A 20,075-nucleotide genomic window follows, 5' to 3' on the forward strand; every position below is an offset into this window, starting at 1 on the left:
GGGCCTAATAGTTAACAGTTGCGTTACCGTTCGGCACACGTTTTGCGTGTACACCTCCAGACACAACCCGTAGTCGCAAAAATGGACAAGTACATGCGAACGCTCTTCGCCCCCGGTCATGGCCGGCTGGAAGATCAGGACAATCTTTTTACCCCCATGCGCATGGCGTTTGCAGGGATCGTCCTCTACGCGCACGCGCTGATGATGGTGCTGCCCTGGCCGGTCATGGGCCCATGGGCGCAAACGATAGACTTTGCAGGCCAGCATGCGCTGAACGCGTTCTTCGTGCTCTCCGGCTACATGATACTGGCGAGCCTGCGCGCCTCGCGCTCCGTGCTCGCCTATGCCATCAACCGGGTGTTTCGCGTCTTCCCGCTCCTCATCGTGGTCACGCTGCTGACCGTGATGATTGCCGGTCCCGCGCTTTCCGGCATCGCCCCCCTCGACTATCTCGCCCGCGCAGAAAGCTGGGCCTATGCGCTGGGCGTCATCTCTCAGGCCCATCCCACCGCGCCCCTGCCCTTTGAGGCCTCAGGCCTTCAGGCAGCGCAGAGCGCCAACGCGCCCTTATGGACCGTGCGTTATGAACTGATCGGCTATTCAGGGCTGGGCGTGCTGATGCTGGTGGGTGCTCTGCGCAAGGGTTGGGCGCTGCCAGTGCTTCTGGCGGTGATAGTGGGGGTGAGCGCGTTACACGCCAATACCGGCTATACTGGTCCGCACCCGGAGGGCGTCTCTGCCGCCTTGCGCTTTGCCACCGGCTTCCTCCTGGGGGCGGTGCTGTGGGACTGGCGTGACCGGATAGGGCTTAGCTGGGCGCTGGTGCTGGCAAGCATATGCGCGGCAATTGCCACCTATGGGACACCCTTCCACCAGAGCTTTGACATCCTGGCGACAGCCGTCCTCGCGCTGCGGGTAGGTTATCTGAAACTGCCAGCCACCCGCCTCTGGCAGCGCATCAAGGGCGTGGAAGACCTCTCATACGGCATTTACATCATTCACTGGCCCGTTGGCCTGTTGATCATGGTGCTCGCCAGTCAGATCGGCTTGCAGCCGGGTACAACCAGCGTTGCGCTCGCAATGACGCTGATCTCGGTGGCGCTGGCCTGGCCCTTGCGGATCTTTGTGGAGCGGCCATTCCAGCGCTGGGGCAGAATTATCGCGCGGGGGCGCTGGGCCGTGCGCGTGGCTCGGGCACCGGCGGCCGAGCCGCCGCCCTTTCCCCGCCGGGTGCAGGCGCCTACCAGAGCCCGAAACTGCCGGCCAGCAGGACAAGGCCCAGTAGGGCCGCCACAGCGCCCCAGATCAGCGAGACGAGGGGGTTTGTGAACCAGGGCGCAAAGAACGCCATGAAGCGGTTCTGCAGCCACATGATCAGCGCGCCTTCAACAATCGCGGCCCAGCCGACAAGCGTCACGATAATGGCGAGCGGATTATCCCAGCGTGTATGCAGGGCAGCCACTGTCAGGCCGATCAGAAGGGCAAGAATGCCCATCGTGAAGATGATCGCGATGTCATCTTGCAGGCGGGCGATCAGGCGGGTGACCAGCGTGCGGTCGATCAGTATCGCCACGCCCGCGACGAGCATGTAGCCGCCCAGAATCTGGGCAAGGATTACCGTTATTTCAGCCATGATGGCCTCTCCATCACGGCATCGTCCCCAGCCTCAAAACGCTACGTCCGGCGGGCAGGAGGTGCAAGCACCAACACAAAAAAGCTGGATCCCGGGTCGAGCCCGGGAACCCGGTTGAAAGGCTTGATGATAAACACCGGGGTCCCGGCCCCCGAGCCGGGATCTATTTTTTAGTGGCTGCGAGATTCCGGTTCAGCTTTGAAAGGGGCTGCGAGTGAAGCCCTCCCGGTTACCTACCGCACCGCTGCCTCGGCCCCGCGCATGACGCGCAGCACATTGCCGCCCCACAGCTTGGCGATGTCTTCTTCCGAATAGCCCCGGCGCAGCAGTTCTGCCGTCACGTTGGGCGTCTCGGATGCATCGTCCCAGCCGCGCACGCCGCCGCCGCCATCAAAGTCGGAGACTATGCCGACATGGTCGATACCGGCGACCGAGACAGCGTGGTCGATATGGTCGGCGAGGTCGGAGACGGTGGCATCCGGGTATTCGGCGCGCAGCGCGGCCACCCGTTCCTGATAGGCCGCGCGGCTTTCAGGGGTGGAGCGCTCCCACCCGCCCGGCTGGTCCAGCCCGAACTCGGAACGCAGCTCGGCAATCGCCGCCGTCAGGCCCGGATCAATCGCACGCAGGTAAGAACGGAAGGCGACCATCTGCGCCACGCCGCCATTATCGCGGATGGCTTCCAGCAATTCATCGGTCAGATTGCGCGGATGGTCATAGACCGCCCGTGCGCCGGAATGGCTGGCAATGACCGGCGCGCGCGACATCTGGATCGCTTCGAGCGAGGTCTGCGGACCAACATGGGAGATATCGACCATGATGCCATGATCATTGAGCAGTTCGACGAGGCGGCGCCCCAGGTCGGTGAGGCCTGGATCGCCCATCGGGTCGCCGGCCGAGAGATCGGGGTTGGAGCTGCCGCCGAACTGATTGTTCCTAAAGTGGGTAAGGGCGGCATAGCGCGCGCCTCTGGCGGCCCAGAGCGGCACTTCCTCCTCGATATTCTCGCCCATGAAATAGCTGTTCTCGATACCGATCAGGGCAACGAGGCGCCCTTCGGCATGGATCGCCTCCACCTCGTCGGCGGTGGTGGCCAGCGCAATGCGTTCCGGGTTCGCGCGCACCATGCGCATGATCGCCTGATACGTCTGCTCGGCGCGGGCGCGCGCGGTCGCATAGCCCTCGCCGGTCAGATCACGCTGCTGCACATAGACAATGAAGAAGGCGGCATCGAGCCCGCCGGCGCGCATCTTGGGCAGGTCGACCTGCAGGCGCGTCCAGGTATTGGGGTCGAGGGTATGCGTGGCATAGCCGGACGGAATATCGACATGGGTGTCGAGCGTGAAGATGCGGTCATGGATTTCGCGCACCTCCAGCTCGGAGAGTTCCTGTGCGAGCCCCGCCCCGGCAATAAACGGTGCGATGGCGGCGGCAGTGATGAATTTGCGCAGCATGAGAAATCTCCCCGTGGACCATGTTGTCGGCAGCTAAGTCGCTGGCACTGCGAAGGGCAAGGTGCGGGGGTGTAGTTGGGGGCCTACCCCTCCATACCGGCTTCCGAGATCACCGTGCGGAAATAGCTGACCATGCCGGGCAGGGCGTCGATGCGGATGCGTTCATTATCGCCATGGATACGCGAGAGATCATCCATCTCCATGCGCATGGGCGCATAGCGGTAGATATGGTCGGCCACATGCTTGAAGGCGCGCGAGTCCGTGGCGGCGGTGAGCAGGTTCGGCACGACAGGAGCATTTTCGGGCAGGTGGCTGACCGCAGCGCCGGCAATGATCTCCCAGGCCCGGCCAGAGGTGGGGCTGATCGGCGGCGCATCCGAGATACGGCCCACCGGCTCTATCGTTACGCCTTCGAGATGACTCACCGCGCCGCGCATATGGGCAAGCGCACTTTCGGCGCTGTCGCGCGGGTGCAGGCGCAGATTGATGGTCGCGCGCGCCTCCTGCGGCAGCACATTGGCGACCGTGCCGCCGGTGATGATGGTCGGCGCGATGGTGGTGCCGATGGTGGCTCTGGTCGCGTCATCGGCCATCATCTGACCACGCAGGACCGAGCCGAAAAGCACAGGGCGCGCCATGACAAAGCCCGCCATCCCGTCCATGTCCGGGGCGAGCGCGCGCATCATGTCGGGGACGGGGTGGTCGATGCGGTGCTCGAAAGGCTCATCCACAATCGCATTGACCGCGCGGGAGAGGAGGCCAATGGCGGTTTCCGGTGGCGGGGTGGAGGAATGCCCGCCGCGCGCACGCGCCGTCACCTCCACCGAGAGAAAACCCTTCTCGCCCACACCGATCAGGCCGACCGGCCCGCCCGTCATGGGGAAGTTTTCAAGCGAGGTGCCGCCTTCATCCAGCACGAACCAGGCCCGGCGTCCCTCAGCCTCCAGCCGCTCGGCCATGGCCATCGCGCCGGTGCCACCCACCTCCTCATCATGGCCAAGCCCGATATGGATGGTGCGTTCGGGCGTGAAGCCCTCTTCCAGCAGGGTCTCCATCGCGGCGATGAGCATGACGAGGAAGCCCTTCATGTCGAGCGTGCCGCGCCCCCAGACATAGCCATCGGCAATCGTGCCGGAGAAGGGCGGATGGTCCCACTGATCCTCGGTGCCCGGCTCCACCGGCACCACGTCCTGATGGGCGAGGATCACAATCGGATCGAGCGCGGGGTTCGTCCCCTCCAGCGTGTACCAGAGCGAGCCGTGCAGGATGTCTTCGGGCGCCATCCGCTCATGGACCAGCGGGAAGCTCATCGCCAGCCAGTCGCGGAAAGCGTCGAACTCGGCGCGGCTGGCGTCCGGGTTACCCATCTCGGAAATGGTCTCGAACCGGATCGCCTCAGCCAGCGTCAGCGCCAGTGCCTCTGCTGAGCGGCTGGAGGGGTTCGGCTCGATGGCCTCGGGCGTGGCGGGAGGCTGCGCACAGGCACTCAAGGCCAGCAGCCCTGCGCCGACAATCGCTGCGAGATGATGTTTCATAGGCCCCGCCCTCCCCGTAGTTCTCATTGTGTTGCAAGGAGGCTAGAACGCGGCTGATGAAACGCCAAGCCACGAGGATGCCATGAGCACAACCGAGACAGACCTGCCGCCAGAGCCTAAGGGCCGCGTGTTGATAATCGCTGGATCGGACAGCTCCGGCGGGGCGGGCATTCAGGCCGATATCAAGGCGGTGACGGTGCTGGGCGGCTATGCGGCGACGGCTATCACCGCGCTGACCGTGCAGAACACGAAGGGCGTTACCGCCGTTCATGGCGCGCCGATGGAGATCGTTTCGGGTCAGATCGCGGCGGTGCTCGATGATATCGGCGCGGACGCGATCAAGACCGGCATGCTGGCCAGCAAAGAGGTGATCGAGACCGTGATCGCCGCGCTGGACGAGGCGGGCGCCGAACTGATCCCGCTCATCGTTGATCCGGTGATGGTGGCGAGCTCCGGCGCGCGCCTGATCGGCGAGGATGCGGTTGAAGCCCTGAAAACAAAGCTGATCCGCCGGGCCACGCTTATCACGCCCAACGTGCCCGAAGCCGAGGCGCTAACCGGCATCAAGGTTGAAGACGTGGAGGGCCAGCAAGCAGCAGGCGAGGCGCTCTTGAAGCTTGGCGCGCGCGCGGCGCTCATCAAGGGCGGGCATCTCGATGGCCCGCAGGTGATCGATGTGCTGGTGACGCGCAATGGCATGCGCGTCTTCTCCCGCCCGCGCATCCGCACCCGCCACACCCATGGCACGGGCTGCACGCTGGCGAGCGCGATAGCGGCCCTGGTGGCGCAGGGCGCGCCGCTGGACAAGGCGGTGGAGGAAGCGGGCGACTACCTGCACGAGGCGATACGGCGTGCGCCGGGCTTTGGTTCAGGGGCGGGGCCTGTTCATCATGGATGGATGCTGGATATGGAGCCGGCTTCGGAGGCGCCCTCCGGCCCGCTGGCGGCCGGGCTGGCCGGACTGTCGGGGCCCGGCAAGGACACATAGGCGGTTTCACCGCCCGCGCCCGCCTGCAGCAGGATAAGCGCGGCAAGGGTGATCTCGGCCTGCGACGGGGTGCGCCAGCGGGGTCCGGCATGTTCCGGCCCGCGCCCGGCCAGCCAGTCCATGGCGTCCAGTCCGAGTGCAAAACGGACAATGTCCGGGCCCTGCAGCGCGCGCTCCAGCACACCGGGCAGGGCACGGTGGCGGGCGATCTGGCGGGCAAGCGCCAGTGCCATGTATTGCTGCATCCGGTCATCGTCTGCGGTGCTGGCAAAGGCGCGGTCCACAAATAGCGTGTCACCGGCCAGCCACACTGCCTGACGGCGCCCGCCCGCCAGATTGATGCTGACCAGCCGCACCAGTGCCGCGCAGGCGGGTTCCGGTTCAAGCACCAGATCAAGCCCTTCCGGCCCGCGCTGCACGCGCAGACGCGCCGCGCCCCGGCGCAAGGCGGCCGGAAAGGTGCGGGCGCGCAAATCATCGTGCCAGCGGGCATTGGGTTCGCTCCAGTGTCCGTTCAGGCTGAGGAGCACGTCGCCGGGACGCAGACCAGCGCGGGCGGCAGGGCTGCCCTCTGCGACGATCCAGACGGCGGCACGCGGATCTGCGCCAAACGCGGCCCGGACCTCATCACGTTCGCCCGCCGGCCAGTCGGCGATATGGGTGGTGACAAGCCCGGTGAAGGGATGGAGGCGGTGGCAATAGGGCGCGTTTGCGGTGATGAGGGGCGTGGCCAGCGCTAGGATTCGCGCCTGCAGCCGGGTCTCCTCGGCCACGGCAAGGCGCGGCTCCATGCCGGGGGTCAGCTGGGTGGAGAGCGTGGCGCAGGCGGCAAGGCACAGCGCGGCGCCGCCGGCCAGGATACCGGCCGCCATTCGCTTGCAGGTTGAAGCCCAGCCCGTCATTAACCATAGCGTGGATTCGGTGTGCGCCGGTTTCAACCGGAATCTGATCTGATCCGCAAACTGAGCATTTGACGTTAGCCGATGCGCGTCTTACGCCATCGTTCACCGATGCACGCCATCAGCCGGATTTGCCCCATGCCGAGCCAGCCCTCCATACGCCCGTCTGATCCGCGTTTTTCCTCCGGTCCAACAAGGAAGCGCCCTGGCTGGGAGCCTGGCGCGCTGGGTACCGGCTCTCTGGGGCGCAGCCATCGCGCAACCCTGCCAAAGCAGCGCCTGGGTGAGGCGATAGAGCGGGCCGGGGCCATCCTCGAAATCCCGGCTGACTACCGGATTGTCATCACGCCGGCCTCCGACACGGGCGCGTTCGAGGCTGCAATGTGGTGCATGCTGGGCGCGCGGGGCGTAGACGTGTTCAGCTGGGATGCGTTCGGCGAGCGCTGGCTGAAGGACGCGAAGAACCAGCTGAAACTGCCTGATCTGCGGGTCTTCGAGGCCCTCTATGGCGCCCTGCCGGACCTGTCGCAGGCGGATCCGGCGCGCGACACGCTCTTTACCTGGAACGCGACTGCTGCGGGCCTGAAAGTGCCCCATGCCGACTGGATTTCGGACAATCGCGAGGGTCTGACTTTTTGCGATGCCACATCGGCGGCCTTCGCGATGGAATTGCCTTGGGACAAGCTCGATGTGACGACATTCTCCTGGCAGAAATGCCTGGGCGGCGAGGCGCAGCACGGCATGATCGTATTCTCGCCGCGCGCGCGTGAACGCTTGCGGGACTGGCGGCCCGCATGGCCGGTGCCGGGCGTGTTCTCGCTCTTTGATGCCGGTGATGAGCAGTCGGCCATGTTCGAAGGCTCCACCATTAACACACCCTCATTGCTGGCGACCGAAGACTTTCTCGATGCCTTGCGCTGGGCGGCGAAAGAGGGCGGGCTTTCCGGCCTGGTGGCGCGCTCACAGACCAATCTGGCGGTGCTGGAGGCCTGGGTGGAACGCACGCCCTGGATCGATTTCGTGGCCGGGGACGAAGCGGTGCGCTCGAACACCTCGGTGACGCTGAAATTTGCCGGGCCGGACATGGCCGGCATGGATGATGAGGCGGTCCGGGCGCTCGCCAAACGCATGGCCCAGCTGCTCGAACGCGAGGGCGCCGCGCTGGACATCCTGGCCTATGGCAAGGCCCCGCCGGGGCTTCGCATCTGGTGCGGCCCGACGATTGACGCGGATGATCTGGCTGCCCTCTGCCCCTGGCTCGACTGGGCGTATGAAGAGACGAGGGGGTAGGAAGGTTTCTGAGCCTTCCTCTCGTTTTCCCGACGAAAGTCGGGACCCAGAAAAAGACTGGGCACCGGCTTGCGCCGGTGAAACGCGAGATTGGCGTTGTTACCGTGCAGGCGGGAACCCGGTCGGGGGTCCGGAGGATGACAACACCTACCCCAGCCGCTCCACGGTCAGATTCCCGTTCGAGAACACGCAGATCTCTGCAGCGATCTCCATCGCCTTGCGGGCAATCACTTCCGGGTCTTCTTCGTAGGAGAGGAGTGCGCGGGCCGCTGATAGCGCGAAATTGCCGCCCGACCCGATGGCCGCGATGCCGTGTTCGGGTTCGAGCACATCGCCAGCCCCTGTGATGAGGAAGGTCTCGGTCGCGTCGGCCACTATCAGCATGGCTTCAAGACGGCGCAAATAGCGGTCCGTGCGCCAGTCCTTGGCGAGCTCCACACAGGCCCTTGCGAGCTGGCCGGAATGGGCTTCCAGCTTGCCTTCAAGGCGCTCAAAGAGGGCAAAGGCGTCGGCGGTCGCCCCGGCAAAGCCTGCGATCACCTTGCCGCCGCCAATGCGGCGGACTTTGCGGGCGCTGGATTTGACCACCGTATTGCCGATGGAGACCTGACCATCACCTGCCATGGCAACGGCCTTGCCCTTGCGCACGCATATAATGGTCGTGCCCCGCCAACCGGGAAAGGCGCGCTCTTCGCTCATGGGTTATTGTCCTTCGTCAGTCGTTTGCACACAGACATGGCCGGTCGGCGCTGGCAGTGCAAGGCTTTCTCCTGCCCCTACGCGGTTTGACGGGACACGAAAATCGTCTAGGAGAAGCGGCTCTCCGCAAGACCGCTCCGCCAGAGATGAAGGCCGCCCCATGAAGCCGTTTCCCGATCGCTACAAGCCGCAAGATGCTGAGACGACATGCAATGCGCGCTGGCTGAAGGACGAGGCCTTCAAATGGGACCCGTCACTGCCGGCCGAGAGCGATTATGTGATCGACACGCCCCCCCCGACCGTCTCCGGCACGCTGCATGTCGGCCATGTCTACAGCTATACGCAAGCCGACATCATGGCGCGCTATTTCCGTATGGCGGGCAAGAACGTGCTCTATCCCATCGGCTGGGATGATAACGGCCTGCCGACCGAGCGGCTGGTGGAGAAGAAGAAAAAGGTGCGCGGCGGCACCATGGCGCGCGAGGAATTTGTTGCGCTCTGCCGCGAGGTGATCCCCGAATACGAACAGCAATTCCGCGACCTGTTTACCCGGCTCGCCCTGTCTGTCGACTGGAGCCGGGAATACCAGACTATCTCCGATGAAAGCCGCACCGTCTCGCAAATGTCCTTCCTGGACCTCTACCGGAAAGGCCTCCTGGAGCGGCGTCTTGAGCCCACTCTGTGGGACCCGGCGGACCGCACGGCGATTGCGCAGGCGGAAGTGGAAGAGACCGAGCGCGAAGGCAAGCTGAACCATGTCGCGTTTGAAATTGAAGGCGGCGGCGAACCGGCCGTCATCGCGACGACGCGCCCCGAGCTGATCGCCGCCTGCGGCGCGCTGATCATTCACCCGGAGCACAAGCGCGCCAAGGAGCTGATTGGCAAACGCGCGATCACGCCGCTCTATGGCGTGCCGGTGCCGATTGTCGCTGATGAGACGGTGGACCCTGAAAAGGGCACCGGCATGGTGATGTGCTGCACGTTCGGTGATGTCACCGACATCCAGTGGTACCGCACGCACAAGCTGCCGCTTCGCATCGTCATCGGGCCGGACGGCAAGATGATCGAACATCTCGACATTGGGTCTGACGACTGGCCGAGTGTCGATGTGGAGGGCGCGAAAGCCACCATCGCTTCGCTCGCTGGCCAGAAGGCGGAAGCGGCCAAGGCCGCGATCATCGATATGCTGCGCGAGAAGGGCGTGCTCCTGAAGCAGGAAACGACCCATCAGGTGATCCCGGTCGCCGAGCGCTCGCGCGCGCCGCTAGAGATCATTGTCACGCCGCAATGGTTCATCCGCACGCTGGATTTCAAGGATGAGATCCTCGCCAAGGGCAGGGAAATAAGCTGGAAGCCCGAATACATGCGCCAGCGCTTTGAAAGCTGGGTCGAGGGGCTGAAATGGGACTGGGCGATCTCGCGCCAGCGCCATTTCGGCGTGCCGCTTCCCGTCTGGTATTCGCGCCGTCCGGGCGAAGAGGGCAAGGTGATCGTGCCGGACACGGCTGACCTGCCTGTCGATCCGACGACCGACCTGCCGCGCGGCTATACGCGCGACGAGGTGGAGGGCGAGCGCGATGTGATGGACACCTGGGCGACCTCATCGGTCAGCCCGCAGCTCGTGACCCGCTCGATCAATGAGGATTTCGCGCTGGACATGGATGTCCACAAGCGCCTCTTCCCGATGAGCGTGCGCCCGCAGGCCCACGAGATCATCCGCACCTGGGCCTTCTATACGATTGTAAAAGCTCTCCATCACCAGAACACGGTGCCGTGGAACACGATTGCGATTTCAGGCTGGTGCCTTGCCAGCGACGGCTCGAAAATGAGCAAGTCCAAGGGCAATGTGATCGATCCGATCAAGCTCCTGGACGAGTATGGCGCGGATGCGGTGCGCTATTGGACGGGCACCTCGCGCCTCGGCCATGACACGGCACTTGCGCCCAACGTGCTCAGCCAGGGCAAACGCCTCGTCACCAAGCTGTGGAATGCAGTCAAGCTCGCCCACATGGCGCTGGAACAGGCGGAGATTTCGCCCGTTTCGCCGAAAGCCGACATTGAGGCGGGCCTCATCACCCATCCGATGGACAAATGGCTGCTGGGCGAGCTGTCCGAGACGGTAGAGAAGGCCACGAAGGCGTTTGAGGCATACGAATATGCGCAAGCATTGCGCGTAACCGATGATTTCTTCTGGCGGACCTATTGCGACAATTATCTGGAGATCGTGAAAAGCCGTACCCGGTTTGAAGGCAAGCCCGATGCCGGTCAGGTTTCGGCGTTGCACACGCTCTGGCATGCCAGCATCATCCAGCTGAAACTGTTCGCGCCTTTCATCCCCTATGTCACCGACACGCTGCATGACGTGCTGGCCGGCAAGGAAGGGGCTGACACGCAAACCCTCCATGCGCGCGGCAATTGGCCGAAGCTCGAAGAGCAGGCGGACAAGGACGGTTTCCGCGCCGAGGGCGACGCGTTCGTGTCGATCCTTGCCGGTGTGCGCAAGGTGAAGAGCGAGCTTCAGGTCTCGATGAAGGCGCCGGTCCAGGTGCTCACGGTCGTCAGCGATGCCGATCAGGACATTGCCGATCTGATCGGACCGGTCGGCGATGATCTCAGGGCCGTCACCAATGCGCAGGAAATCCGCATGGGGCTGGCGCCATCAGGCGCGCGCATTTCGCGCTCACCCGATGAGCGGTTCGAGATTGCGCTGGAAATGGCGCCGGCAGAGGACGGGGCGTAAGGCAGCGCGGCCTCAGGCAGCGCGTGATCCGTCGGCTGGCTGTGTCAGCGGTAAGGTGAAGTGGAAGTGTGAGCCCTTGCCGGGGGCAGTCTCAACCCAGATCTCCCCGCCATGACGCTCCACGGCCTGCTGACAGATGGCAAGGCCGATGCCAGTGCCGTCATACTCTTCCCGCCCGTGCAGGCGCTGGAAGGGCGCGAAGACCTTCTGCGAAAAGCGCGGGTCAAAGCCGATGCCGTCATCGGTCACCGTGAACTGCCAGCCCGTGCTCTGCCGGGTGGCTGATATCGACACCGATACACCCTCGCCCTTGCGGTATTTGAGGGCATTGGAGACAAGGTTCTGCAAAAGCAGGCGCAGCAGGGTGGGGTCACCCTCAACCACCGGCAGGCCGGAGGTTTCGATGTGCGCGCCGGCTTCGCTGGCCATCAGTTCCAGCTCGGCGAGAATTTCCTTCATCAGATTGTCCATGTCGACAGGCCGCACCTCGAGGGGCCGCTTGGACGCGCGCGAATAGCTCAACAGATCATCGATCAGCCGGCGCATGCGCCCGGCCGCGTCGACGAGAAATTCGAGGCTGCGGTCGGTTTCGGCGTCCAGCATGCCCTGATGGCGGCGCTTGATGAGGCTGGCGAAGGCGGAAATCTTGCGCAGCGGCTCCTGCAGGTCATGCGAGGCGACAGCGGCAAACCGGTCCAGCTCGCGATTGGTGCGCTCCAGCTCTGCGGCGTAGCGCTTGAGCTCGCGGTCCTTCGCCAGTTTCTCGGTCACGTCGATACTGATGCCATGTATGGCGACGGGCTTGCCATCCGGCCCCCGCTCCACCGTTGCCGAGGAGATGGTGTCCATGATGGTGCCATCGGCCCTGGTCATCTGGGTATAGATATCATCCATACCGCCTGCAGCGATCAGGGCATCCATGCCGCCAAGGCGCTCCATCATTGCCCGCGAGGCAGGGGTGAGGAAGTCATTATATGGCTGGCCGATCACCGCCTCGCGCTCATGGCCGGTGGAGGAGAGCCAGTATTCACTGACACCCAGGATTATCCCTTGCGGGTCTGTTGAGGCCAGCATGACTGGCGTTGTCGTATATATCTGGCGCAGGCGCTCGCGCTCGATATCGAGCGCTTCGGCGAACTGCTTTTCTGCGGTGATATCAATGACGACGCCGCCGGATCTTATGGGCTTGCCGCTCTCGTCCCACGCTGTTGGCTGGCCTTTGGAGCGCACCCAGCGCCAGCTATCGCCATCGCGAAGCCGGTAATCGATCGGGCCAGCGGCCCTGCCTGCCATGATTTCTGCCAGTGCCTTGCGCGCCAGCTTGCTGTCGTCCGGGTGGATGATGGGCTGCCAGTCGGCGGCTTCCAGCGCGTCCTCGCCAATCTTGCGGCCCATCCATTCCAGCAGGCGGCCGCGCACCGACTGGATGCCGGTCTGGAGATCGATACTCCAGATGGCCGAAAGGCCCGCATCCATCGACTCGTTCAGGCGCTTTTCGCGTTCTTCCAGCTCCAGCTCGAGCAGGCGGCGTGCGGTGATATCAAACAGTGTCCCGATCGCCTCGACCGGTTCGTCCTTGGCATTATAGGCGCTGATGGCACCGCGATCCTCGATCCACCGCCAGCCACCTTGCCCGTCAGCGACGCGATAGACAGCGTTGAGGCGTTCGCCACCGATCATGGCGCTCACCCCGGCTTCGCACAGATGACGGTCCTCGGCGCAGATCAGGCCTCGCCATTCATCAAGGGTAAGCCTGCCGTCATGGCCCGCCGGCAGACCCATGATGAGACGGGCAAACTCGGAGAGTTCTACCTGTCCGGTCCCGATGTTCAAACGCCAGGTGCCCTGGTGGGCGCTTTCCAGCGCGCGGGCCAGCCGTTCCTCGCTGTGCGCCAGGTTCTGCTCCAGCGCCTTGCGGTGCGAGATATCCAGGACAATGCCGGCGCAGTCAGCGCGGTGGCTTTCCGGGCCAAGCCGGCTGCCGCGTGCCTCCACCCAGACATATTCGCCGGTGCGATGGTCCATCACCCGGTATTCTGCCGTCCGGCTCTCGCCGGGCTGGCTTTTCATTATACCGCCGACCGAGCGATCAAGGGTGGAGCGGTCCTCCGGATGGACAAGGTCGCGCCAGCGTGAGAGCGGGACCCAGTTCTCCATGCCATCCAGGCCGAGCATGGCCCGGATTTCGCCTCGCGGCAGAAATTCGCCAGCCTTGTAATCAACCTCCCATGCGCCGAGCGTCGCCGCCGATACGGCGTGGGACAGCAACCGTTCGCTATCGGCCAGCCGGCGCTCCTGTTCCTTGCGGCGGGTCGTCTCGGCAAATACGCCAGACGCGCGCAATGGTTTGCCGTTACTGGTCTGGGCGCTGATACCGCCCCGCAGGCTGAGCCAGATCCAGTGCCCGCCCTCTGTGCGCACGCGGAATTCGACATGGGTGTTGCCGGTACTCGCCATGGCCGCCAGCGCATCGCGAACGCGTGCCTGGTCACCCCGGTGGATACGCGCCCTGAAGTCGTCGGTGGGCAGGGTGAGCGGTCCTTCAGGCAGCCCAATGGCCGTCAGGATGGGGCCGGAGAGCGTGACCAGGCGTTCCGCGTAGTTGTAGGACCAGCCGCTCAGTCCGGCCCGGTCGAGCACGCCTGCCAGATCGGTATCGAGCGCTTCAACTATCTCTTCGCGATGATGAGGCAGCTCATACCAGAAGCCGAAAGCCTTCATCGAACGCCGACGGCCATCGGTTGACGGCTCGAGCTCCCCCCAGCTGCGATACCAGAGCCAGTGGCCGCTTTCGGCGCGCAGGCGGAAGGTTTCGTCATAATGGCCGCCGAACTGCAGCCCCATAAAGGCGGCGTAGACGCGTTCTGAATCGTCAGGATGCAGCCGGCTGCGAAGAACGCCCTCGTTCATTTCCTGCGTTCCGGGACCCGCTCCGAGCGCGAGATTGACCGGACCTGTCATTGTGCCGTTGAGCGTTTCGAAATCGAATGTCCAGGTGCTCAGGGCGAGGGCGTCGACCAGCAGCCGGGTCCTGTTGCGTTCGATGCTGGCGCGCGCCTCGGCCCGATCGTCTGCCGCCACATCGTGGACCAGCCCTGTCACCCGCAACGGATTGCCATCCCCGTCACGCTCAACGACACGCACATCATGGCGTGTCGGCACCCAGCCGCCTTCGCGCGTGCGCATCCTGCAGTGAAAACTGATGACCGTGTCGGCGCCTGACGCATTGCCTTTGAGCGCGGCGCGCGCGCGTGCCAGGTCTTCCGGATGCAGAAGTGACAGCCAGCGAGCCAGCCGGAGGGGCTGGTCGGCGCCGCCCGGGCCGACAAAGCGCTCAAGCAGGCCGGACACCACGACGCGGCGCGAGCGGAAATCGGCGCTGTACGCCCCTTCGCTGTGCTCCTCGAACGCCATGGCCACGCGCTGGCGCGCCGCGCGCAGCTGCATTTCACGTTGTGACATGTCCACAGCCGGTTCGATGGTGGCCAGACGCATGCCAGGCTGGATGCGGCGGATATGCAGGCGTACGGCGCATGGCTCCCCGTCGCTGCCGCGCAACAAAGCCGTGTCCACGATTTCATCGGCCTCGGCATTGCGTGATCTTTTCCACCGGGCAGTCAGCCCGTCCAGCGGATCGCAATAGAGCTGGGCAAGGCCGTGTCCCGGTCCGACATGTTCAGAAAAGCTGGCGGAAAACCGGGCGTTGGCTGCGACAATGCGTCCGTCATCATCCAGCAGCACGCATGCGCCAGGCAGCGCGTTGAACGCGTGTTCGAACATCTGCGCGCTGACCATTATCCGTCTTGTTCCGTTTCGGCCCGGCCGACACGAATCAGCCGTTTGTGCGTATAGTAATGGAAGGAATATTAAGCAGGAGCTATCGTTCCGGCCTATCCAGCGATTTGGGCGCTTGCCCGGCAGAGATTTTTAGTGAGGACGGATTGACCGACGCATCTGCGCCGATCCTTGAAGTTCGCGGCCTGAACGTGCGCTTTGATACGCCTGATGGTGAAGTGCACGCCGTACGCGGCATCGACCTTGAGATACGCTCCGGCGAATGCCTGGCGGTTGTGGGAGAGTCCGGTTCCGGCAAGAGCCAGACCTTCCTCGCTGCCATGGGGCTGCTGGCCTCGAACGGCAGGGCAGATGGCTCAATCCGCTATCGTGGACAGGAAATTCTCGGATTGTCGCCCAAGCGGCTCAATACCGTGCGTGGCAAGTCCATGACGATGATCTTCCAGGATCCGCTGACTTCGCTGACACCCCATATGCGGGTGGGTGACCAGATGAAGGAAGTGCTGGCGGCGCATTTGTCGCTGAAGGGCGAGGCCGCCGAGAAGCGCTGTATGGAATGGCTTGACCGCGTGCGGATCCCGGAGGCCGCCCGGCGGCTGCGCCAGTATCCGCATGAGCTGTCTGGCGGCATGCGCCAGCGCGTGATGATCGCGATGTCGATGCTGTGCGGTCCGGACCTTCTGATTGCTGACGAGCCGACCACGGCGCTCGATGTGACGGTTCAGGCCCAGGTGCTCGACATCATGGACGAGCTCAAGGCGGAAACGGGCGCGGCCATCGCCCTGATCACCCATGATATGGGCGTGGTGGCGCGCATGGCCGACCGGGTGCAGGTCATGCAGAACGGCGCCTATGTGGAGACCGGCGGCGTTGATCAGGTGTTCGCAGAGCCGGCCCACGCCTATACGCGCATGCTGCTTGATGCAATGCCGCGCCTCGACAAGGCCGACCGGGTTACCGGGCCGATCACGCAGACACGCAAGGCCGTGGAAGGCGAGAAGCCCGTTCTCGAGGTGCAGGATCTCAAGGTCTGGTTCCCCGTGCCCGTCGGTGGCGGCCTCATCCCCAGGACCATCCCTCTCAAGGCCGTTGATGGCGTCAGCTTCGACCTCCTGCCCGGCGAGACCATCGGCGTCGTGGGGGAATCGGGTTGCGGAAAGTCCACGCTGGCGCGCGCGATTCTGCGGCTGGTCGAATCCACGGACGGCGCTGTCAGCTGGATCGGTACCAACCTGCTGGAGAAGAATGCGCGGGACATGCGTCAGGCACGCAAGGACATGCAGATCGTGTTTCAGGATCCGCTCGCCTCGCTCAATCCGCGCATGACTATCGGCGCGTCTATTGCCGAGCCGCTGATCACGTTCCGCCCGGAGGTGCGCGGCAAGGAGCGCGAGGAGCGGGTGCGCGCGATGATGAAGCGTGTCGGGCTCGATCCCGACATGATCAACCGGTATCCCCACGAGCTCTCCGGCGGCCAGAACCAGCGTGTCGGCATTGCGCGCGCGATGATCCTCAGCCCCAAGCTGGTGATCTGCGACGAAGCGGTGTCAGCGCTGGACGTGTCCATCCAGGCGCAGATCATTGACCTGCTGGCGGATCTCCAGCGCGATCTCGGCCTGTCCATGCTGTTCATATCGCACGATCTGTCGGTGGTGCGCGAAGTGTCCCACCGGGTGATGGTGCTGTATCTGGGGCGGATCGTGGAGTTCGCCACGCGTGATGCGATTTATGATGATGCGCGCCACCCCTATACGCGGGCGCTGATCTCTGCGGTGCCTATCCCGGACCCGCAGATCGAGCGCAAGCGCGAGCGGATCAAGCTGTCGGGCGACCTTCCCAGCCCGCTGGACAGCCGGGCACAGCTGCGCTTCCTGAAATCGCGCCTCGTGGACGGAGACGATGTGGAGCAATACCGTCCCAAGCTGATTGAGGTCACGCCCGGTCACTGGGTCGCCGAACACGACCCTGTCTGACATCTGAAATTGCCGGTCAGGAGGCTTGCGCGGCTGCAGTGTGGCAGGAGTGTGAAGCCTTTTTCATTTGAAGCTCGCTCAGCGTGCCTTAGTTTCGCCCGAATGATGAACACGGCCATGATCCGGGGGAACTCCATGAAAACCGTCCATGCAGGCAGGAGCCTGTTCGCCAGCCTATTGTTTCTGGCACTCGCAGCGTGCTCCGGTGACCCGGCGCAAACGGGCCAGCAGCCGGCGGACGAGCCCGCAGCTTCGGGCATCGAAACGGAGTTTGCCCACCTGACCAGCGGTATTCCCGCCGATCCGGGCATGCGCTTTGGCCAGCTTGATAACGGCATGCGCTATGTGATCATGCCCAACTCCACGCCGAGCGGGACAGCAGCGCTGCGCCTGGTATTCAATGTCGGCTCGCTGGCCGAGGCCGAGCATCAGCGCGGCCTTGCCCACTTCATCGAGCACATGGCCTTCAATGGCACGACCAATGTTCCAGAAGGCGAGATGATCCCGCTGCTGGAGCGCTATGGCCTGGCGTTTGGCCCGGATACCAATGCGTTTACCGGTCAGCAGGTGGTCGGCTATCAGCTTGATCTGCCGTCGGTGGACGAGCAGATCGTCAAGACCGGCCTGTTCCTGATGCGCGAAACGGCCACCGAGATGGTGATGGACCAGGACGCGATTGACGCAGAGCGGGGCGTTATCCGCGGCGAGATGCGTTTCCGCGATACGCCCATCCAGCGCTTCCTGATGAGCTATTACGGCTTTCTCTATCCCGACACGCTGGTGTCCGAGCGCAGCCCTATCGGTACCGTTGAGGTCATCGACAATGCGCAGCGCGATGCATTCATCGAGTATTACGAGGACTTCTACGTTCCGCAGCGCGCGCTTCTGGTGGTTACCGGCGATGTTGATGCCGATGCGGTCGAGGCGATGATCCGCGACGGGTTCGAGATCGAGCTGCCGGGTCTTGAGGTGAGCGCGGTTGAAGGGTTTTCCACCTGGGAAGCGCCGGCCGATGCGCCGCCACATCCCGATATCGGCTCGGTCTCAGCGGTTGACGCTCCGCGCTTTGGCTATTTCCACGATCCGGAAGTGTTCACGCTCATCAACTATGATGTTGTGGTTCCCGGCGGGCCGCGGGCTGACAGTGCGCAGGCGCGCGTTGACTCCACCTTGCGACAGCTGGGCAATGCCATCGTGCAGCGCCGCCTGCAGTCGCAGATCAATTCGGGGCTGTCACCGCTGGTACAGGCCAGCTTCTCCTATTCCAATGATTTCGATCTGGCGCATCGTGCCGGCGCGTTCGCGGTGTCCTCGCCCGAGCGCTGGCGTGAAGGGCTCGCCGTGATCGAGCAGGAAGTGCGCCGGGCCATGGAGCACGGTTTCAGCCAGGCTGAGCTCGACGAGCAGATGTCCAATCTGCGTACCAGCATACGCAATGCGGTCAATGCTGCGCGCACCCGCCGCACGCCGCAGCTGGCGGACGGCATCTGGCAGGGCTGGCTGGGTGAAACGACGCTGAACCACCCTTCCTGGCAGGCCGAGTGGCTGGAGGCGAGCGAAGAGCAGCTCACACTTGAAAATGTCGAGGCCGCGTTCCGTGCCATGTGGGCGGCGGCTCCCCCGCAGATCTATGTGGCCGTCAATGAACCGCTCGAAGACGGGGCAGCGGCTGTACAGGCCGCCTGGGAGGAGTCGCAGGCCACACCGGTCGATCCGCTCGACGATGCGGGCGCTACCGAATTTGCCTATACCGATTTCGGCCCTGCCGGTGAGGTGGTGTCGCGCGAGTATGTCGAGGATCTCGATTTCCACCAGATCGTTTTTGCCAACGGCGTGCGGCTCAACGTCAAGCAGACGGACTTTGAGGACAATATCATCCGCATCCGGGCCGAGTTCGGCGCCGGTGACCTGACGCCCCAGCCGACGCAGGCGGCCGGTACCATTCTGGGGGCTGTGTTTGGCGGCGGCGGCCTGGAAGCCCATGACCGGGACGAGTTGCAGCGCCTGTTTGCCGGCCGGTCGGTGGGCTACGGGCTGGGCGTGGGAGCGGACAGCTTCTCGTTCACCTCGGCCACCACGCCGGAAGATTTCGAGCTGCAGATGCAGGTGCTGACGGCCTTCATGGTGGCGCCAGGCTGGCGCGATGACGGGCTGAACCAGTTCCGCTCGATTGCAGAGGAAATCCGCCGTGGTCAGAACGCGCAGGCCGTACAGGTGGCCGTGAACCGGGTCAGCCGGATGCTGCGCGATGGCGATCCGCGCTGGGGTTTTCCCGAACGCGCGGAGATCGAGGCGTTCACGATGGATCATGCCCGCGCGCTGGTGGCCGAGGCGCTGAGCTCGGCTCCGCTGGAGATCACCATTGTGGGTGATATCGCCCCTGATGCGGCCATTGCGATGACCGCCAGCACGTTTGGCGCGCTGCCTGCGCGTGCGGAGAGCTGGCCGGACTATGATGATGCCCGCCAGATCAGCTTCCCCGATGCGCGCGAGGAGCCCGCTGTTGTGGAATTCAACGGCCAGGCCGATAGCGGTATGGCGAACATCTACTGGCCTGTAGGCGACGCGTTTGACGCGCGCCGTGCCCGCGCAATCGATCTCATGGCAGAGGTTTACAGTCTCAAGGCCACCGAACGCTTCCGCGAGCGGGAGGGGGCTACCTATTCCCCGATCGTGTCCAGCCAGGCGTCCATCATTTTCCCCGATTACGGCTTTCTCTGGGTCGGGCTGGATGTGGACCGTTCGGAAGTGGAGCGCATGTACGATATCGCCGACGAACTGGCAGCGGCCATGGCGTCCGGTGACATCACCGAGGACGAGCTGCAGCGCGCCCGCCAGCCGGTGCTGGAACGCCTGAGCCAGAGCATGGAAAGCAATCCGATGTGGCTGGGGCAGATCAGCCGCTCGCAGACCTATCCGGAGCGTCTCGACCGGCTGCGCACGGCGGCCGAGGACTATAACGCGGTCACGGTTGAGGAGATCACCGCGCTGGCGGCGGAATACCTGCAGCCGGAACGGGCCTACAGGGTTTCGATCCTGCCGCGCGATGCGGCTGCAGCCGCAGAATAG

At 64.2% G+C, this 20,075-nt stretch carries 12 protein-coding genes; 6 read left to right on the plus strand and 6 right to left on the minus strand.

Annotation, left to right across the window (positions count from 1 at the left end; all coding sequences use genetic code 11):
* The first annotated feature begins 93 nt into the window (after positions 1-93).
* Positions 94-1,329 carry an acyltransferase family protein gene (locus tag IEV75_RS01215; RefSeq protein WP_188450722.1) on the plus strand — a complete coding sequence of 412 codons (1,236 nt, stop codon included), beginning with the start codon at positions 94-96 and terminating at the stop codon, positions 1,327-1,329.
* Here IEV75_RS01215 and IEV75_RS01220 read toward each other — a convergent pair.
* The 3 genes from IEV75_RS01220 to IEV75_RS01230 form a co-directional block, all read right to left on the minus strand.
* The gene (locus tag IEV75_RS01220; protein ID WP_188450723.1) at positions 1,241-1,633 is read right to left on the minus strand and encodes a hypothetical protein; all 393 of its coding nucleotides are present in this window, start codon (positions 1,631-1,633) and stop codon (positions 1,241-1,243) included. The two genes, IEV75_RS01215 and IEV75_RS01220, sit on opposite strands and share 89 nt — an antisense overlap.
* Positions 1,634-1,866: 233 nt before the next feature.
* On the minus strand, positions 1,867-3,087 hold the full coding sequence (locus IEV75_RS01225) for a dipeptidase (RefSeq protein ID WP_188450724.1): 1,221 nt from the start codon (positions 3,085-3,087) through the stop codon (positions 1,867-1,869).
* Positions 3,088-3,170: 83 nt separating this feature from the next.
* The gene (locus IEV75_RS01230) at positions 3,171-4,622 is read right to left on the minus strand and encodes a M20/M25/M40 family metallo-hydrolase (RefSeq protein ID WP_188450725.1); all 1,452 of its coding nucleotides are present in this window, start codon (positions 4,620-4,622) and stop codon (positions 3,171-3,173) included.
* Between the two features lie 82 nt (positions 4,623-4,704).
* On the opposite strand from IEV75_RS01230, the gene thiD reads away from it, so the two are divergent.
* Positions 4,705-5,610, plus strand: a complete 906-nt coding sequence (thiD, locus tag IEV75_RS01235; protein ID WP_188450726.1) for a bifunctional hydroxymethylpyrimidine kinase/phosphomethylpyrimidine kinase — start codon at positions 4,705-4,707, stop codon at positions 5,608-5,610.
* Here the strand turns inward: thiD and IEV75_RS01240 are convergent.
* On the minus strand, positions 5,511-6,482 hold the full coding sequence (locus IEV75_RS01240; protein ID WP_188450727.1) for a PDZ domain-containing protein: 972 nt from the start codon (positions 6,480-6,482) through the stop codon (positions 5,511-5,513). The two genes, thiD and IEV75_RS01240, sit on opposite strands and share 100 nt — an antisense overlap.
* Before the next feature lie 165 nt (positions 6,483-6,647).
* On the opposite strand from IEV75_RS01240, the gene IEV75_RS01245 reads away from it, so the two are divergent.
* Positions 6,648-7,799 carry a phosphoserine transaminase gene (locus tag IEV75_RS01245; protein ID WP_188450728.1) on the plus strand — a complete coding sequence of 384 codons (1,152 nt, stop codon included), beginning with the start codon at positions 6,648-6,650 and terminating at the stop codon, positions 7,797-7,799.
* A gap of 147 nt (positions 7,800-7,946) precedes the next feature.
* On the opposite strand, the gene hslV is transcribed toward IEV75_RS01245, so the two are convergent.
* Positions 7,947-8,498: an ATP-dependent protease subunit HslV gene (gene hslV, locus IEV75_RS01250; protein WP_188450729.1), complete on the minus strand. Its 552-nt coding sequence runs from the start codon at positions 8,496-8,498 to the stop codon at positions 7,947-7,949.
* Positions 8,499-8,658: 160 nt separating this feature from the next.
* On the opposite strand from hslV, the gene IEV75_RS01255 reads away from it, so the two are divergent.
* A complete protein-coding gene (locus tag IEV75_RS01255) occupies positions 8,659-11,238 on the plus strand; it encodes a valine--tRNA ligase (protein ID WP_188450730.1) in 2,580 nt (859 codons plus the stop codon).
* A 12-nt stretch (positions 11,239-11,250) separates the two neighbouring features.
* Here the strand turns inward: IEV75_RS01255 and IEV75_RS01260 are convergent, their stop codons facing one another.
* Positions 11,251-15,033: a PAS domain-containing protein gene (locus IEV75_RS01260; protein WP_188450731.1), complete on the minus strand. Its 3,783-nt coding sequence runs from the start codon at positions 15,031-15,033 to the stop codon at positions 11,251-11,253.
* Between the two features lie 146 nt (positions 15,034-15,179).
* Between IEV75_RS01260 and IEV75_RS14000 the strand changes: the two genes are divergently transcribed.
* Both IEV75_RS14000 and IEV75_RS01270 read left to right on the plus strand, forming a co-directional pair.
* On the plus strand, positions 15,180-17,006 hold the full coding sequence (locus IEV75_RS14000; protein WP_308418863.1) for an ABC transporter ATP-binding protein: 1,827 nt from the start codon (positions 15,180-15,182) through the stop codon (positions 17,004-17,006).
* Between the two features lie 135 nt (positions 17,007-17,141).
* On the plus strand, positions 17,142-20,075 hold the full coding sequence (locus IEV75_RS01270) for a M16 family metallopeptidase (protein ID WP_188450733.1): 2,934 nt from the start codon (positions 17,142-17,144) through the stop codon (positions 20,073-20,075).

This window comes from Glycocaulis albus (assembly GCF_014639075.1).
Taxonomy (GTDB): domain Bacteria; phylum Pseudomonadota; class Alphaproteobacteria; order Caulobacterales; family Maricaulaceae; genus Glycocaulis; species Glycocaulis albus.

Excerpts from the sequence above, each read along its gene's own strand:
- IEV75_RS01220 (WP_188450723.1), bottom strand. The coding sequence starts at position 1,633 with ATGGCTGAAATAACGGTAATCCTTGCCCAGATTCTGGGCGGCTACATG.
- IEV75_RS01245 (WP_188450728.1), top strand. The coding sequence starts at position 6,648 with ATGCCGAGCCAGCCCTCCATACGCCCGTCTGATCCGCGTTTTTCCTCC.
- IEV75_RS01270 (WP_188450733.1), top strand. The coding sequence starts at position 17,142 with ATGAAAACCGTCCATGCAGGCAGGAGCCTGTTCGCCAGCCTATTGTTT.
- IEV75_RS01240 (WP_188450727.1), bottom strand. The coding sequence starts at position 6,482 with ATGGCGGCCGGTATCCTGGCCGGCGGCGCCGCGCTGTGCCTTGCCGCC.
- IEV75_RS01255 (WP_188450730.1), top strand. The coding sequence starts at position 8,659 with ATGAAGCCGTTTCCCGATCGCTACAAGCCGCAAGATGCTGAGACGACA.
- hslV (WP_188450729.1), bottom strand. The coding sequence starts at position 8,498 with ATGAGCGAAGAGCGCGCCTTTCCCGGTTGGCGGGGCACGACCATTATA.
- IEV75_RS01215 (WP_188450722.1), top strand. The coding sequence starts at position 94 with ATGCGAACGCTCTTCGCCCCCGGTCATGGCCGGCTGGAAGATCAGGAC.
- IEV75_RS01225 (WP_188450724.1), bottom strand. The coding sequence starts at position 3,087 with ATGCTGCGCAAATTCATCACTGCCGCCGCCATCGCACCGTTTATTGCC.
- IEV75_RS01230 (WP_188450725.1), bottom strand. The coding sequence starts at position 4,622 with ATGAAACATCATCTCGCAGCGATTGTCGGCGCAGGGCTGCTGGCCTTG.
- IEV75_RS01260 (WP_188450731.1), bottom strand. The coding sequence starts at position 15,033 with ATGGTCAGCGCGCAGATGTTCGAACACGCGTTCAACGCGCTGCCTGGC.
- thiD (WP_188450726.1), top strand. The coding sequence starts at position 4,705 with ATGAGCACAACCGAGACAGACCTGCCGCCAGAGCCTAAGGGCCGCGTG.